Origin of the sequence: Mycobacterium sp. OTB74, assembly GCF_029892685.1 — a bacterium.
Taxonomy (GTDB): domain Bacteria; phylum Actinomycetota; class Actinomycetes; order Mycobacteriales; family Mycobacteriaceae; genus Mycobacterium.
The window spans coordinates 45,507-61,497 of sequence record NZ_JARXVD010000013.1 but is presented as its reverse complement, the minus strand read 5'-3'; the positions used below and the strand labels follow the sequence as shown (position 1 = coordinate 61,497).

General features: G+C 66.1%; 15 protein-coding genes. 7 read left to right on the top strand and 8 right to left on the bottom strand.

Going from position 1 to position 15,991, the window contains the following annotated elements; genetic code table 11:
- Nucleotides 1–2: 2 nt before the first annotated feature.
- Complete coding sequence (locus M2432_RS17755; RefSeq protein WP_280828142.1) at nt 3–1,793, bottom strand: long-chain fatty acid--CoA ligase; 1,791 nt, start codon at nt 1,791–1,793, stop codon at nt 3–5.
- 89 nt (nt 1,794–1,882) lie between these two features.
- Here M2432_RS17755 and M2432_RS17750 point away from each other — a divergent pair, with 89 nt between their 5' ends.
- The 5 genes from M2432_RS17750 to M2432_RS17730 all read left to right on the top strand — a co-directional run bounded on the left by M2432_RS17750 (nt 1,883) and on the right by M2432_RS17730 (nt 5,331).
- Nucleotides 1,883–2,272 (top strand): polyketide cyclase / dehydrase and lipid transport, encoded by a 390-nt coding sequence (locus M2432_RS17750; RefSeq protein ID WP_280828141.1) that lies wholly within the window; start codon nt 1,883–1,885, stop codon nt 2,270–2,272.
- Nucleotides 2,273–2,403: 131 nt separating this feature from the next.
- A complete protein-coding gene (locus M2432_RS17745; RefSeq protein WP_280828140.1) occupies nt 2,404–2,841 on the top strand; it encodes an SRPBCC family protein in 438 nt (145 codons plus the stop codon).
- Nucleotides 2,834–4,099, top strand: a complete 1,266-nt coding sequence (locus M2432_RS17740) for an ArsA family ATPase (RefSeq protein ID WP_280828237.1) — start codon at nt 2,834–2,836, stop codon at nt 4,097–4,099. Before M2432_RS17745 ends, M2432_RS17740 begins: the two co-directional genes overlap by 8 nt.
- A complete protein-coding gene (locus M2432_RS17735) occupies nt 4,096–4,512 on the top strand; it encodes a hypothetical protein (RefSeq protein ID WP_280828139.1) in 417 nt (138 codons plus the stop codon). The genes M2432_RS17740 and M2432_RS17735 overlap by 4 nt, the downstream gene beginning before the upstream one ends.
- 96 nt (nt 4,513–4,608) lie before the next feature.
- A complete protein-coding gene (locus tag M2432_RS17730) occupies nt 4,609–5,331 on the top strand; it encodes a lysophospholipid acyltransferase family protein (RefSeq protein ID WP_280828138.1) in 723 nt (240 codons plus the stop codon).
- Nucleotides 5,332–5,349: 18 nt separating this feature from the next.
- Here the strand turns inward: M2432_RS17730 and M2432_RS17725 are convergent, their stop codons facing one another.
- Nucleotides 5,350–6,624 (bottom strand): glycosyltransferase 87 family protein, encoded by a 1,275-nt coding sequence (locus M2432_RS17725; protein WP_280828137.1) that lies wholly within the window; start codon nt 6,622–6,624, stop codon nt 5,350–5,352.
- 210 nt (nt 6,625–6,834) lie between these two features.
- Here M2432_RS17725 and M2432_RS17720 point away from each other — a divergent pair, with 210 nt between their 5' ends.
- A complete protein-coding gene (locus tag M2432_RS17720) occupies nt 6,835–7,329 on the top strand; it encodes a polyadenylate-specific 3'-exoribonuclease AS (RefSeq protein ID WP_280828136.1) in 495 nt (164 codons plus the stop codon).
- A gap of 7 nt (nt 7,330–7,336) precedes the next feature.
- On the opposite strand, the gene M2432_RS17715 is transcribed toward M2432_RS17720, so the two are convergent.
- The 5 genes from M2432_RS17715 to sigC form a co-directional block, all read right to left on the bottom strand.
- Entirely contained in the window at nt 7,337–8,818 is a 1,482-nt protein-coding gene (locus tag M2432_RS17715) for a copper resistance protein CopC (RefSeq protein WP_280828135.1), read from the bottom strand.
- Entirely contained in the window at nt 8,815–9,522 is a 708-nt protein-coding gene (locus M2432_RS17710) for a YcnI family protein (protein WP_280828134.1), read from the bottom strand. The genes M2432_RS17715 and M2432_RS17710 overlap by 4 nt, the downstream gene beginning before the upstream one ends.
- A gap of 33 nt (nt 9,523–9,555) precedes the next feature.
- Entirely contained in the window at nt 9,556–10,152 is a 597-nt protein-coding gene (locus M2432_RS17705; protein ID WP_280828133.1) for a DUF5134 domain-containing protein, read from the bottom strand.
- Nucleotides 10,153–10,513: 361 nt separating this feature from the next.
- On the bottom strand, nt 10,514–11,014 hold the full coding sequence (locus tag M2432_RS17700; protein ID WP_280828132.1) for an EspA/EspE family type VII secretion system effector: 501 nt from the start codon (nt 11,012–11,014) through the stop codon (nt 10,514–10,516).
- Between the two features lie 76 nt (nt 11,015–11,090).
- Complete coding sequence (sigC, locus tag M2432_RS17695) at nt 11,091–11,657, bottom strand: RNA polymerase sigma factor SigC (RefSeq protein WP_280828131.1); 567 nt, start codon at nt 11,655–11,657, stop codon at nt 11,091–11,093.
- 87 nt (nt 11,658–11,744) lie between these two features.
- On the opposite strand from sigC, the gene M2432_RS17690 reads away from it, so the two are divergent.
- Nucleotides 11,745–13,964, top strand: coding sequence for a heavy metal translocating P-type ATPase (locus M2432_RS17690; protein ID WP_280828130.1), 2,220 nt, complete (start codon nt 11,745–11,747; stop codon nt 13,962–13,964).
- 33 nt (nt 13,965–13,997) lie between these two features.
- Here M2432_RS17690 and M2432_RS17685 read toward each other — a convergent pair whose 3' ends face one another.
- The gene (locus M2432_RS17685; RefSeq protein WP_280828129.1) at nt 13,998–15,941 is read right to left on the bottom strand and encodes a cytochrome c oxidase assembly protein; all 1,944 of its coding nucleotides are present in this window, start codon (nt 15,939–15,941) and stop codon (nt 13,998–14,000) included.
- Nucleotides 15,942–15,991: the final 50 nt, after the last annotated feature.

Below are 15,991 nucleotides of genomic sequence, written 5' to 3'. Positions count from 1 at the left end.
GCCTAGCTGTACAGCGCTGCGATGTCGGCGGCGAACTTCTCGGCCACCACCTTGCGCTTGACCTTCAGCGTCGGCGTCAGCTCGCCGGTGTCTTCGGTGAAGTCGACCGGCAGAATCCGGAACTTGCGGATCGCCTCGGCCTTGGATACCGACTCGTCGGCGTCATCGACAGCCGCCTGGATTTCGGCGACCAGATCGGGGTCGTCGGCCAGATCGCCGACCGAAGCCCCGGCATCCTTGCCGTTGCGCTGCTTCCAGCCTTCGAACGCCTCGGGGTCGATGGTGATCAGCGCGGCGATGAACGGCTCCTTATCGCCTACGCACATGGCCTGGCTGATCAGCGGATGTGCACGCAGCTGGTCTTCCAGCGGGGCCGGGGCGACGTTCTTGCCGCCCGCGGTCACGATGATCTCCTTCTTGCGGCCGACGATGGTCAGGTAACCGTCTTCGTCGATGGCGCCGAGGTCGCCGCTGTGGAACCAGCCGTCGGTGAATGCCTCTTCGGTGGCGGTCGGGTTGTTCCAGTAGCCGCCGAACACCACGCCACCGGACAGCAGCAGCTCACCGTCGTCGGCGATTCGCATGCTGTTCCCGGGCACCAGCTTGCCCACCGAGCCGACCTTCAATTCACCGACCCGGTTGACGGTGATGGCTGCGGTGCTCTCGGTCAGGCCGTAGCCCTCGTAGATGGTGACGCCGACGCCACGGTAGAAGTGGCCGAGCCGGGAGCCCAGGGGCGCGCCGCCCGAGATGGCGCCGACGCACTTACCGCCCAGAGCGGCCTTGAGCTTGCCGTAGACCAGCTTGTCGAACACCGCGTGCTTGATGCGCAACAGCAGGCCTGGGCCCTCGGGAGTGTCCTGTGCCTGGCTCCACTCGATCGCGGTATTGGCGGCCAGCTCGAAAATCTTGCCCTTACCGTCGTTACGGGCGTTCTGCTCGGCCGTGTTGTAGACCTTCTCGAAGACGCGGGGCACTGAGACCACCAGCGTCGGCTTGAACACCCCGAGGATGGGCACCAGGTTCTTGATGTCGCTGGTGAAGCCGAGCGTCACCTGGTTGGTGAAGGCGGTGACCGCGATGACCCGCGCCAGCACGTGGGCCAGCGGTAGAAACACCAGCAGCTTCTCGCCCTTGGCCAGCAGGTCCGGGAAGCAGGCTTTGGCGCCGCGAATCTCGGCCAACAGGTTGGAGTGGGTCAGCTGGCAGCCCTTGGGCCGGCCCGTGGTGCCCGAGGTGTAGATCAGGGTTGCCGGGTCGGACGATTTGATGGCGGCCAGCCGGGCGTCCAGCTCGGCGGGGTCGACGCCGGTGCCGGCGGTGGCCACGTCGTCGAGGCCCGACCCCTCGATGACGAAAACTTCCTTCAGTGAGGGCAATTCGGCGCGGATCGAGTCGATCTTGGCGGCGTGGTCGTCGGTCTCGGCGAACGCCAGCAAGGCGCCCGAGTCGGCGATGACGTGCCGGATCTGCTCTGCGGCCGAGGTCTCGTAGATCGGCACCGTCACCGCGCCGATGGACAAGATGGCGAAGTCGATGATCGGCCACTCGTACCGGGTGGCGGACAGCAGCGCGACCCGGTCACCGGGCTGCACGCCGTTGGCGATCAGACCCAGTGCGGTGGCCCGGACCTGTGTGGCGACCTGTGCGCTGGTGACGTCGGTCCAGGTGCCGTTCACCAGCCGCTGGATTGCTACGTGGTTGGGGTCTTCGCGCTCGAGGGAGAACACCGGACTGACGACGTTGTCGTGCTCGCCGATGGTGAAGGATGCAGGAACGCTGAACTCGCGCACGGAGTGGCCTTTCGGGTCGCGACATTGCCGTGCTCAGCGTAGTCGGGTGGTTCCACGGTCCGTGACCGCATATGTGAAGCTGATGGGCGATGAACAGCATCCAGATCGCCGACGAGACCTTCGTGTGTGCCGACCCGGTCGATATCGGGGCCGCGGTGGCTAATCCCAAGAGCTGGCGCCGGTGGTGGCCGGACCTGAGGCTCGCGGTCATTGAGGACCGCGGCCCGGTGGGGCAGCGCTGGACCGTCACCGGCGCATTGACCGGAACCATGGAGGTCTGGCTCGAGCCCGTGATGGATGGCGCGGTGCTGCACTACTTCCTGCACGCGGAACCGACCGGTGTTTCGGGCGCTGAGCTGGCCACGCTGGATCTGGCACAGCTCAACCATCGCCGCCGGGTGGCCGGTAAGAACATGGCGTTCGAGATCAAGAACGATCTGGAGCGGACGCGCCCGGTGGGCGTGTCGCGGCTGGCCTGAAAACGCCTTTTCTGGGGGCGGCGGATGGTCAGCATCACGCCGCCGCCGGTGGGTAGTGACGGTACATTGAGAGCTCGGCCGAAGGGCGTGTGATCGTCCGTCGGGCATCGGTGACTCGGGGAAGTGAAAAGGTGGCGGACAAGACTGCGCAGACGATCTACATCGATGCCGACCCGGCGACGGTGATGGACGTTATCGCCGATATCGGTTCGTACCCGGATTGGGTGGCCGAGTACCAGGAGACCGAGGTCCTCGATGTGGATGCGGACGGTTATCCCAAGACCGCCCGGCTGGTGTTGGATGCGTCGGTTCTCAAGGACAGCATGGTGTTGGCCTACGTGTGGCCGCCGGACCGCAAGTCGGTCAGCTGGTCGCTGGTGTCCAGTTCGCTACTGAAGGCGATGGATGGGACATATCGCTTGTCGCCCAAGGGTTCTGGAACTGAAGTGACTTATGAGTTGGCGGTCGATCTGATCATCCCGATGATCGGCCTGCTCAAACGCAAGGCTGAACGGAAGCTCACCGACACCGCGCTCAAGGATCTCAAGAAGCGAGTCGAGACTGCGTGATCAGGGTGGCCCTGCCGGGCGAGCCAGGATCAGTCTGTTCGTCGGCAAGGGTGGAGTAGGCAAGTCGACGGTGGCCACGGCCACCGCGGTGCGTGCTGCACGGTCCGGGCAACACGTCCTGATCGTGTCGACCGACCAGGCTCATTCCACGGGTGATGTGCTGGGCGTCGAGGTCGCTCCAACCGGGTTGCGTGAACCCACCCGGGTGGTCATCGACGGTATCGACGGCACGGACTGCTACCTGGACGCGCTGGCTCTGGACACCCTGGCGTTACTGGAAACCCGGTGGCGCGAGGTGGCTGCGACGCTGGCTGCGCGGTACTCCGAGTCTGACGTGGGAAATATTGCGCCAGAAGAACTTTCGGCCCTACCTGGAATCCAGGAGGTGTTGGGGCTGCACGAGGTTGCCGAACTGGCAGCCTCCGGCCGGTGGGATCAGGTGATAGTCGACTGTGCATCCACCGCGGACGCGATGCGAATGCTGACGCTGCCGTCGGCCTTCGCGCTGTATGTGGAGCGCGCCTGGCCACGTCATCGCAGGTTGTCGGTTGGGCTGTCCGACGCGCGCTCGGCGGCGATGGTGGTGCTGATCGAACGGGTGGCCACGGCCACCGAGGAGCTTGCGGCGCTCCTCGACGACGAGCAGGCCGTCGGCGCGCACCTGGTGCTCACCCCCGAACGGGTGGTGGCTGCCGAGGCGGAGCGCACCCTGGCGGCGCTGACCCTGATGGGGGTTCGGGTCGCCGAGCTGATCGTGAATCAGGTTTTGGTGCAAGATGATTCATACGAATACGAGAACCTTCCGGCGCACCCGGCGTTCGACTGGTATGCCGAGCGTATTGCCGAGCAACGCGCCACGCTCGCCGAGTTGGATGCCGTCATGGGCGATGTGCAATTGGTACTGGTGCCGCATCTGTCCGGCGAGCCGATCGGCCCGAAGGCGTTGGGGGAGTTACTCGATGCGGCCCGATTGCGGGACGGCTCGCCGCCGCCGCAACCACCACGTCCGATCGTCGACCGCGAGTCTGGGTCGGGCTTGGATGCGGTGTACCGACTGCGGATAGAATTGCCGCAAGCTGACCCGGGGTCGCTGAGTCTGGGTCGCGTCGATGACGACTTGATCATTGGCTCCGGCGCAACAAGGCGGCGGGTACCGTTGGCGGCTGTCCTGCGCCGCTGCATCGTGACCGGCGCTCAACTGCGTGGTCGTGAGCTGACCGTGCGTTTCCGTCCGAATCCGGAGGTGTGGCCCTCGTGACTCACTCCGGATTCGGTGCCGACGGTCTGGGCGAGCTGACTCCCGAACTGCGGCAACTGGCGCTGGCGCTGCTCGACCGGTTGGAGCCGGTGTTCCGGTTGACCGCGGCCGCCGTGCTGACTGCCGGTGACGGGCCCGGCAAATGCCAGCAGGTGTGGTGCCCGGTATGTGCCTTGGCAGCGTTGGCCAAAGGTGAGCAGCACCCGATGCTGAGCCTGATCGCCGATCAGAGCGATGCTTTCCTTATCGCGCTGCGCGCGATTCTGGCCGAACGGGCCGGCGAGACAGAGCAACCGGAGCCGCCGACCGATCCGTCGGGGTCGACCGCCGGCGACACGGATGAGCCAGCGGATCCACAGGATCGCCCCTCGCCGGGCCGCTACCAGCCCATCCCAGTGACCTTCGAGGAGTAGCTGGCAGCGCGGACCGATCTGCCGTGTGGTCGCCCCGACAGCGGGTGGGTAAAGTTGTCGCAGGGCACCGTCCGGGCGCCCGCTGCGGGAGGTTCGATGTGGTATTGGCTGTTCAAGTACTTCTTGCTGGGACCGCTGCTCTACGTCATCGGCCGGCCGAAAGTCCAAGGGATTGAATATCTTCCGGATAGCGGCCCGGTAATCCTTGCCAGCAATCACCTTGCGGTGATGGACAGTTTCTACCTCCCGCTGATGGTGCGTCGACGCATCACTTTCCTGGCCAAGTCCGAGTACTTCACCGGCACTGGCATCAAGGGTCGATTCCTGGCTTGGTTCTACACTGCCGTCGGCCAGGTGCCCATCGACCGCACCGACGCCGACTCGGCTCAGGCGGCATTGAACACCGCGGCCCGCATCCTGGGCGAAGGCAAATTGCTGGGCATGTACCCGGAGGGCACCCGGTCTCCGGACGGCCGGTTGTACAAGGGCAAGACCGGCCTGGCCCGGCTGGCTCTGGAGACCGGCATCCCGGTCATTCCGGTCGCCATGGTCGGCACCAACTTGGTCAACCCGCCGGGGGCGAAGTTCCTGCGGTTCGGCAAGATCGAGGTCAAGTTCGGCAAGCCGATGGACTTCCGCCGATTCGAGGGCCTGGCCGGTAATCGGTTCATCGAGCGCGCGGTGATCGACGAGGTCATGTACGAACTGATGCGACTGTCGGGGCAGGAGTACGTCGACATCTACGCCGCAGCATTCAAAGAGGGCGGCGACAAGGCCATCAGCACCACTGCGCGCATTCCCACGGCCGCGGCCGGCTGAGTCCCGCCCGCGAGCTGTCTAGTTGGTTGCCGAGATCGGCGCCGCGTTCTGCGGCCGGTCGGCGGCCGCATCCGGACCACCCTTCAGAGTTCCGACGACGGCGATGGTCGCCAGCGCCCACCACACGTACGAACTGCCGACGATCTGACGCCATAGCGACGCCGCGGTCTCGTGGTGCTCGGGCAGCAGTCGGATGGGTGACCACACCATCAGGCAGATGCCCACCGCGCTGACGCATGCCAACGCGACGTTGCGCATCCGGTAGGCCGTCACCGTCGTGGTCACCAGGGTTGGAAGCGCCCACACCCAGTGATGCGACCACGAGACCGGTGATACCACCAGCCCGAACATCGCTACACACATCAGAGCCAGCACCGGTTGACCCAGCCGCAGCACCCGGTGCGTCGCCCACACCGTCAGCGCCAGCACGGCGAAGCACAGGAGCACCCACAGCAGGAACCGCGGGGTGGCGCCAAGCCCGAACCGGGCCAGCGTTCCGGAGATGTTTTGGTTGGTGTTCAGCGTGGCGGTGCCGATGCGGTCGGTGTTGCCGATGGTGGTGGTCCAGTACTCCCACGAGTCACTCCAGGCCAGTGCGAAGCCGACCAGCGTGGCGCCGATGGCTGAGCCGACGGCGGTGAGCATCGCGCGGAAGTCGCGGCGCAGCAGGAAATACAGAAGGAAAACCGCCGGGGTCAGCTTGAGCGCAATCGCGACGCCGAGCAGCAGGCCGCGCGCCCACGGGGTGCGCCTGGGCACGCAGTCGGCGATCACCAACGTCATCAGCACCACGTTGACCTGGCCGAAGCTGAAATTGGCACGGACCGGTTCGAGCCACAGCACGGCGACACCCACGATCGCCACCGTCAGCCAGCAGCGCCGGACCAGAGCCGAACCGCCGACGACTGAGTGTGGCCAGACGTTCAGCCCGGTCAGCACGATCAGGGTCGATACCAGCAGCAGCACGAATGTCGTGATGGTGATGGCGACGCTGGCGCCGGGCAGCGGCAGCCAAGCAAACGGCGCGAAGACGATCGCGGCCAGTGGTGGGTAGGTGAACGGCAGATCCAGCCCGCCGCGGGTGTGGAATATCGCGCCGTCGCTGTACAGCGGCGAACCGTTCAACCAGGCACGCCCACCCATCCGGTAGACGTCGATGTCGATCCGGTAGGGAATGTGGCCCAACAGCTGCCAACCGCCCCATATCAACGTCACCGCGGCCAGCAACTGCAACAGCCGCCATGCCACGGTTGGCCACAACCCGGTTCCGTCGGTCGACCGTTTGATACGCATCTCGCCGGACAGCCTATCGGGGTGATCGGCGGGTCAGTGCCGTGCGGGGGCGGTGACACGCATCGTCGGGCGTAAGTTCTCGACGGTGCATGCACCGATCCATGCGGACTTCATTGCTGGTAGCCGGCTGCTGCTGCCGTGTGGCCTGGTTGTATTCACCCTGACGTTATTCCCCACCCGGACGATTCGACCGTGAAGCTGGTTGCCTGAATGAAGTACTTCTACGACACCGAGTTCATCGACAACGGTCGCACCATCGAGCTGATCTCGATCGGCGTGGCGGCCGAGGACGGTCGCGAGTATTACGCGGTGTCAACAGAATTCGATCCGGCGTGGGCGGGTTCCTGGGTACGCAAGAACGTGCTGCCCAAACTGCCGTCGCCGGCTTCCCAGGTGTGGCGGTCGCGTCGGCAGATCCGTTCGGAACTCGAGGACTTCTTCGACATCGACGGCGACGAACCGATCGAATTGTGGGCCTGGGTCGGTGCCTACGACCACGTGGTGCTGTGCCAGCTGTGGGGACCGATGACCGACCTGCCGCCGGCCATGCCTCGGTTCACCCGCGAACTGCGGCAGTTCTGGGAGGACTGCGGTAGCCCGCGGATGCCACCGCGCCCACGGGATTCGCACGACGCGCTGGTCGACGCGCGACACAACCTTAAGAGGTACCAATTGATGGCGGAGTTGTTGCAGGCGCCGCGGTAGCTACCGGTCACCAAGTCCGGAACGGGACGCTTGTCACCGCTGCATCATTCGCGCTGAACTGCACCGTCAACCGTAGTGTCCACAGGCCCGGAAGGGGAGCGGTCGCGTAGGTGCTGTGCCACTGACCGTCGGGGCCGGCAGTGAACCGCACCGGCAGCGACGCGATCTGGGCGCTGGACAAGGTGCCCTGGACGGATGTGGCCGCGGTTCCAAGCGTCACGTCAATGGGAATGGCACCGCGGCGGGTGGTGGCGAGGTGAACCTGCGCCTGTCGTCCGCCGGGCAGGTCGGCGGTTGCGGTCAGCGCCGGGCCGTAGGTGGTGCGGGCAGGCGGTTCGCCGGTCAAGACCATGGTCATGATCAGCACCAGCACGCCCAGCGCGGCTTCCAGCGGCACGGTTCGTCGGAGCCGGTCTGTGGTCAGTGGGCGACGGCCCAGCAGCGCCACAGCCAGCATTACCGCAACCAGGAAAACCTTGGCGCACAACGCCATTCCGTAACCGGTGGACCACAGCGACTCGATCGGGGAGATCTGTCGCCAAGCCTGGTACTCGCCGCTGAGGATCACCACCGCCACACACCCGAATGCCGTCAGCGACCAGCGGTCCAGGCCGTCGGTCCGCTTTGCCGGCAGCACCACAACAGCCAGCACACACAACCCGCCCAACCACAGCGCCATCGCCAACAAATGTGCGCCGGTCGCCGCGATGGCCGGCCACGGGTTGGGACCGACCGCAGCGTGGCCGCGCGCTGCCACGCCGATGGTCACGGCTGTTGCGGCGGCTGCAAACAATGCCGGAGGGGTCGACGGGCGGCGCAGCATCAGCACGCCCGTCGCTGCCAGTGCAGGCACGAACACTGCCTGCGCGGTGAGCATCGTGCTCGGTCCGATGTCAGCGAAACTGGCCAGCACCGCGATGCCCAACAGCAACCAACCGGTGCCCGCCAACACCCGGGTGCGGCGCAGCGTCAGTGTCCACACCCACAACGCCCGGCAGATGAGCGGTACACCGATACCGAGCACCAGCCCGGCGTACCACGTGCAGCGGATGGCCGCCGAGCTGACGGCGAACGCCTCCACCTGGTGGTCACGGGTTAGAGGTGGCGCGTTCGGGTCTTGTCCCACACCGAAATTCACGGATCCGGCCACTTCGTGGCCGTCGGCGGAGATCAGCCGCCACATCGCGGTGTAGCTACCGCGCGGCAGGCTCGGGGGCAGGGTCAACTCGACAACCGCGCCGCCCGATTGCAGGTGTGCACCCAGGTCTACGTGCGCTCCGTTGCCTGAGACCACCTGGACGGCGCCGGGCACCATACGGACCGGTTCGTCGAACGTCAGGGTGACGCGGGCCGGGCTGACGGGAAGGTTGGAGCCGTCTACCGGATCACTGGCGACCAGGACCGCGTGCGCGTGTGCCGGCGCCGCAATGAGTGTCGGCAGCGCGAGCAGGGCAAACAACACCCCCAGCAGCGCTGCACTGAATTTCAATTCTTTCGTCGTAACAGAGCCAGGTTAGCGATGCCCAGCAGTAATGCTGCGGCCGCCACGACCAGCGCAGCGATTCCCGGCCAGGCAGGTGCGGCAGCGGCGGCGGTCGGGGCTGCGGCTTGAGGACCGGCAGGCTTCAGCGTCACGGTCGGCGCGGGATGCTCCGGTTCGGCCTGTCCCGGGTTGGCCTTTTCATCCCAGTTCACCACCTTGCCGTCGCTGTAGGTCTGCACCGCGGGCAACGAGATCGACTCGGATTTGGGTAGCGGACCGGCCGAGATGGCGAACGTGTCGAACTGGTGTGGCGGGATTACGGCCTGCGGCGCACTGGCCTTCCATTCGATGGTCGAGACGTATTCGGTGATCTCGTTGCCGTCGTCGTCCTTCTGCGGGGTGGCCAGCTTCTTCTTGGTGACGTTGACCGTCCAGCCCGGCTTCTGCTGGGTGCTGACAGAGATGATCGGCTGGTCGTCGGGCAGCGTGACCAGCAGGTCGGTGGTGGACGCGGTGTCCGACTCGGTCGGCACCCGGAAAGTCAGTACGCCCCAGCCGCCCTGGGTGGCATCGCCGGTCACCTTGACGTGCGCCGCGGCGGGGGCGGCGAGGGCGACGGCGGCGGCTGCGGCGAGTGCTGCAGCGGAGCGGAATTTGGGCACTGCGGCGGAGCGGAATTTGGGCACTGCAGCGGAGCGGAATTTGTGCATGAGTGTCCTCTCGGGAGCGGATGGGGGTGGGTGTCAGGCCGCCATGGCGGCGAAGGCGGCGGTCATGCCGAGCGCCATCAACAGGTCGGCGTAGGGGCGTTGCGGCCCACGAACCAGCAGGTAGAACCACCACAGGGAGGCGACGGCGAAACCGACTGCCAGCGTGGTCGAAGTCGCGGTCAACCAGGTTGGCGTCGGCAGGTGGGGTATGGGATGCGCCGCTTCGGCCATCGCCATGTGCGAGCCGTGTGACATCTGATGCCCGGCGTGCGTCATCGGCGGGGTTGCTGAGTTGGGCGCCATCAACAGGCCCATCAGCGCCATTGCGGCCATCATCGTGCAGTGGTAGATGGGGTGCGGCAGTCGGTCTCCGAACAGCGCGAGGTAGGCGAAGTACAGCGCACAGCCGGTGAATACCAGCACGTAGAGCAGCGGTGAGACCCGCATACCGACTGGCCAGAGCATTGCGATCATCACGATGGAGGCCAGCGCATGCAGCGTCCACACGGTGAACGGCACACCGGTCTGGTCGGTGCACCTGCTGGCACGTCGGCCCGCAACGACGAACAGGACGGTCGCGACGACGAACACCGCGGTCAGCGCCCAGCGCAGGGCGGATTGGTCGATCACATGTAGTTAGTCGCAGGGGAGTGCGGTTTGGTTCCCTGGGATGTACGACTCGTGGCCTACGCACGTCACCTGAGCAGAAGGAAGACAGGAACGGCCAGAACCAAAGTAACCACTGGCGCCAAGCAGCCGACGAGCATGCCCTGCCCGATCTGCGCGATCTTCCCGCCACCCCGTGTCAGCCCGAATGCGACGAGCGCATCGAGAGCGATTATCGGCAGCACACATCATCACGACGAGCACGGCCAGAACAACTTGGATGACAACGGGTGACCACCGGGTGGCGACACCCCAGGCCCGCCTATTCAAATGCGGCAAGTTATTTGGCATCGGCGTTGAAACCTGTCTGATCGCAAACGCCGGCTTAATTCTGATGGTTACGAAGTTCGTCCCACCCTGCTTTGATGTCGTTCACCCGCCTCGTGACGGACACCATTTCACCGTGCGTCCGTTTGATGATGTCGGCGATTTCGCCGCTGCCCTTGGAGACGGCCGCATACAGCTGCGCATCCCCGGCGGCGGTCTTCGGCAGTCCAGCGGCGGCGTCGTTCACCCATTGCCGCACCGATTCCAAGTCGCGGCGGCCGGCCATGACGGCCTCGGCTGACCGGGTTACTTCCGCACCCAATTTCTGATCGAGTTCGGCCATCCGGCCGAACTTGCGGGCGTGGGCGTCGTTGGCATCGGCATAGTTGTCTGCCGCTGGTCCCGTCCAGTGCGCCCCGGGAGCCGCCGCCTGGGTTTGTGACTGGAGGTCCCGGAATTGCGCGCTCTTGTCATACGAGGTGCCGTCGACCGGGACGCCCTCGCCGAACGTGGCCCGCGCCTGACTCCAGATCGAATTGAAGGCATCCAACGCGCCCATGCAGTTGACCTCCCCCGTACGTCCTGCTCAGTCTATGGCGCTGCACATGGGCTAACCGGCGGCAATCTCGATGGAACTAGCCTGCGCTCTGGTCGTGCTGCCCTGCCCGCAACAGGTCATCACGCGCCCGAGCCACCCGAGAGCGGATGGTCCCGACCGGGCAGCCACACACTTCGGCGGCCTCGGCATAGGACAGGCCCAGCACTTGGGTGAGCAGCAGCGCGTCGCGGCGGTCGGTATCGATACCGTCGAGCAGCAGCCGGATTTCGACGATGTCCTCGAACCGTGAAGAACTCCGACGACGCATCTCGGCCGCGGTCTCGATGGCCTCCGGTTCGACCCCCGCTACGGTGCGCGGGCGAGCCTGCTTGCGCCGGATCTGGTCCACCACCACCCGTCGGGCGATCGACAACAGCCAGGTCCGTGCCGTCGAGCGGCCGGTGAACCGGGGCAGTGACCCCAGTGCGCGCAGATAGGTTTCCTGGGTCAGGTCGTCGGCGCTGGCCGGCTCTGCCAGGTAGGCGACTGTGCGCCAGACATCGGCCTGGGTAGCCTTGATGAACTGGTCCAATGCGGCACGATCGCCCCGTCCGGCGGCCAGTGCCAGCCGGGTGACCTGATCGTCGTCGCCGCGGAAACTCACGGGCCGACCCTAGCGGACGATTCCGGCGGGAACCGACGGGCGGTGCGGCGCGACTAATGAATGAGACATCCGCGGAAGAGGAGAAACATGACGGCCCCTGTAGTTGACGGGACCGACCGGCGCGTCCAACTGGACGTTACAGGGATGTCCTGTGGCGCCTGTGCCGCGCGGGTGCAGAAGACCCTGAACAAGCTACCCGGCGTGCACGCCTCGGTGAATTACGCCACCAGGGTCGCCACCATCGATGCCCCCGCCGAACTCGACGACGCCGAACTGTGCGAGATCGTCGGCAAGGCCGGCTACCAGGCTGCGCTGCGCTCGGGCACGCCCCCGCAGGACCAGCCCGACGAAGACCTCAACACGGCCCGCGACCTGCTGCGCCGACTCGCGGTGGCAGCGGTGCTGTTCGTGCCGCTGGCCGACCTGTCGGTGATGTTCGCGGTGGTCCCCAGCACCCGAATTCCCGGGTGGGAATGGGTGCTGACCGCATTGGCCGCGCCGGTGGTCACCTGGGCGGCTTGGCCGTTCCATCGGGTCGCGCTGCGCAACGCCCGGCACGGCGCGGCGTCCATGGAGACGCTGATCTCGGTCGGCGTCACCGCGGCCACCTCGTGGTCGATGTACACCATCTTCATCGGCCATCACACGCGTGAGGTGCATGGTGTCTGGCAGGCCCTGACCAGCAGCGACTCCATCTATCTGGAGGTGGCTGCCGGGGTGACGGTGTTCGTGCTGGCTGGCCGCTACTTCGAGGCCCGAGCCAAGTCGAAAGCCGGCAGTGCGCTGCGTGCATTGGCTGCACTCAGCGCCAAGAACGTCACGATCCTGCTGGCCGATGGGGCCGAGATGACGATTCCGGCCGAGGAACTGTCCGAAGGACAGAAGTTCGTGGTGCGGCCCGGGCAGACCATCGCCGCCGACGGCCTGGTAGTCGAGGGCAGCGCCGCGGTCGATATGAGCGCCATGACCGGCGAAGCCAAGCCAGTGCGAGCCTCCGAGGGCAGCAGCGTGGTCGGCGGGACGGTGGTGCTGGACGGCCGGCTGATCGTCGAGGCCGCCGCGGTGGGCGCCGACACGCAGTTTGCCGGCATGGTGCGACTGGTCGAGGAAGCACAGGCACAGAAGGCGCAGGCGCAGCGACTTGCCGACCGGATTTCCTCGGTGTTCGTCCCGTGCGTGTTCGCCATTGCTGCCTCGACCGCTGCCGGCTGGGCCCTGTCCGGAGCGGGCGCGGACAAGGCATTCGCCGCAGCACTGGCCGTGCTGGTCATCGCCTGCCCGTGCGCGCTGGGCTTGGCGACACCGACGGCCATGATGGTGGCCTCTGGGCGCGGCGCTCAGTTGGGCATCTTCCTCAAGGGTTACCGGGCGCTGGAAGCCATTCGCGCGGTGGACACCGTGGTTTTCGACAAGACCGGGACGCTTACCACCGGTCGGCTCGCGGTCACTGCCGTCACCGTCGTCGACGGCTGGGATCCCGACCAGGTGCTGGCGCTGGCGGCCGCGGTGGAATCGGCATCGGAACATGCAGTGGCGGTTGCTATTACAACGGCGTCGCCGAATCCTGAGTCGGTCAGTGACTTTCAGGCCGCACCCGGCCGTGGTGTGACCGGCGTGGTGGGGGAGCGTCGCGTCAAGGTCGGCAAGCCGGGGTGGTTCGCCGGCGCTGTCCCCGCGGCGTTGACCGAGGGGCGCCGGACGGCTGAATCACGCGGCGAAACAGTCGTTTTCGTCTCCGTCGACGACGAGTTGTGTGGTGCGGTCGCAGTGTCCGACGCGGTTCGCGACTCGGCGGCCGGCGCTGTTGCGGCATTACAGGAGCGCGGGCTGAAAACCATTGTGCTGACCGGTGACAATGCCGCGGCCGCGGCCGCTGTGGGCGCTGCTGTCGGTATCGACGACGTCATCGCCGATGTGCTGCCCGATGGCAAGGTCGACGTCATCCAGCAGTTGCGAGACAGCGGACGCATGGTGGCCATGGTGGGCGATGGGATCAACGACGGCCCCGCATTGGCCTGCGCCGACCTGGGATTGGCGATCGGCCGGGGTACCGACGTCGCAATCGGTGCGGCCGACATCATCCTGGTCCGGGACAGTCTGGACGTGGTGCCGCAGGCCCTTGATCTGGCCAGGGCCACCATGCGCACCATCCGGATGAACCTGGTGTGGGCGTTCGGCTACAACATCGCGGCGATTCCGATTGCGGCTGCCGGGCTGTTGAACCCGCTGATCGCCGGTGGTGCGATGGCGTTCTCGTCGTTCTTTGTGGTGTCGAACAGCCTGCGCCTGAGGAACTTCGGCGGCTGAGCCGCCAATCAGGCAGTGCAGTCGGTAACGGCTCTACTGCCGGGGCCCTCGGCCCTGGGCCAACTCACGCAACATCGCGTTGTAGGCGTCCAGGTCGTCGTCGCCGTAGCTGGCGTCGGCGTGCCGGTCGGTGCGAACCGCTGCGCGGCGATCCTGGCGGGCCCACTGCGATACCAATGCAATCACCACCACGATGACCGGCAATTCGCTTGAACCCCAGGCGATCGCGCCGCCCAGGTGCTGGTCCGCGTTGATGCTGTGCAGCCACGGCAGGTCGACGAATCGGTAGAACGGGCCGCCGATCGTCGAGGTCATGGTCATGGTCGCAATGCCGAAGAACGCATGAAAAGGCATGACCGCGAACAACAATCCGAGTCGGCCCAGGAACGGCAGCCGCTTGGGCCCCGGGTCGATACCGATGATGCCCCAGTAGAACAGGTAGCCCACCAGCAGGAAATGCACGCTCATCAGCTCGTGACCCCAGTGATAGCGCACCAGGGTGTTGAAGATCGGGGTGAAGTACACGATGTAGAGCGACGCGACGAACAGCACGAAGGCGACCACGGGGTGCGAGATGAACGCCGTCACCTTCGAATGCACCAGGCGCAGCACCCATTCCCGAGGTCCGGGCGGTGCGCCCTCGCCTGCCGGAGGCAGGGCGCGCAGTGCCAGGGTGACGGGTCCGCCCAGCACCAGCAACACCGGGATGAACATGTTGAGCGTCATGTGCTCGCCCATGTGGACGCTGAACATCGCCGACCCGTAGGCCTTCATGCCCGAGCTACTGGTGAAAAACAGTGCGGCACAACCGATCAGCCACGCCACAAGTCGACCCACCGGCCACTCGTCGCCGCGTCTGCGCAGCCGCAAGTAGGCATACAGATACGCCGCGGCCAGCACCAGCGCCCCGACGCCGATGAAGGTGTCCAACCGCCAAACCGTCAGTATCCGAATCACATTCGGTGGGTCGGGCAGTTCGTAGCCGAGGAAGATGTCCCAGGTGGTGAACTGGTGCTCCAGGAATCGCGGCGCCGTCTGCACCGCCATCGCCGACAGTGCGGCCAGCGCGGTGATCACCAACAGCACCACCGCCGAGCTTCCGCCGGTGCCGCGGCGCAGTGCCACCACGTCGAGCACCAGGGTTGCGCCCAACGCCAGGGCGGCCACGATCGCCAGTCGGCCATAGCCGTCACCGGTCAGCCCACCTGAGCCGAGCAGCAGGGGCAGCAGCATCGCGCCGTAGACCAAGGCCACCGCCGCGCACACCGTGGTCAGAAGCGTGAGGCGGCGCTGCAGGTCAGCGGACGGTGGGCTGATGGCCGCCGCGATTTTCATGCCGGACAGCACCGCCACTGCGACGGCGAACACGATCATCGAACTGGTTGCATAGTCGTGGCTGGGCCCCTGTGACGCGTTGCCGTTGACGGGCAACGCCAGCACCCCGATTAGGCTGGGTAGCAACAAGACACACATCGCGACCCACCGCACGGTGAACCGCAGCGTGATCGCCACCGCCGCGGCGAAGAGGGTGGTGGCGATCCAAGCCCGTGACATCTCGGAGGCGGCGATCGCATCGCCCACGGTCCCGCTGGTGATCAGTCGCACGGCCGAGGCGCCTGAGTTGTTTGCCGCCTGAACCACCACCATGATCGCAGCCGCAGCCACCCACACCAGCGAAACTCGTTCCAGCACAAGGTGAACGCGGTACGCCGGCGGGTCGATCAGCCCGTTCGTATCGGGCCGCGCGGTGGTCACTATGTAGGCCAGCCCGCCGAGGCAGATGGCCCCGGCCAGGGTCGCGGTGAAATAGCCGATGGGCTCGGCGCATGCGGTGAGAAGGCCGGGGTAGGTGTCGCCGGTGGCGACAAAGCGATGGCTGCCGGAGGCCACGGCGTATCCGATCAGCGCAGCTACCGCGATCAAGTAGCCGACGACCGGCAGGGCAACGCGTCCGGCCCGAGTGGGGTTCGAGCCCATGAGATACCGGCCTTCCAGCAGACAACCAATCACAGCCAGTCTACGACGAG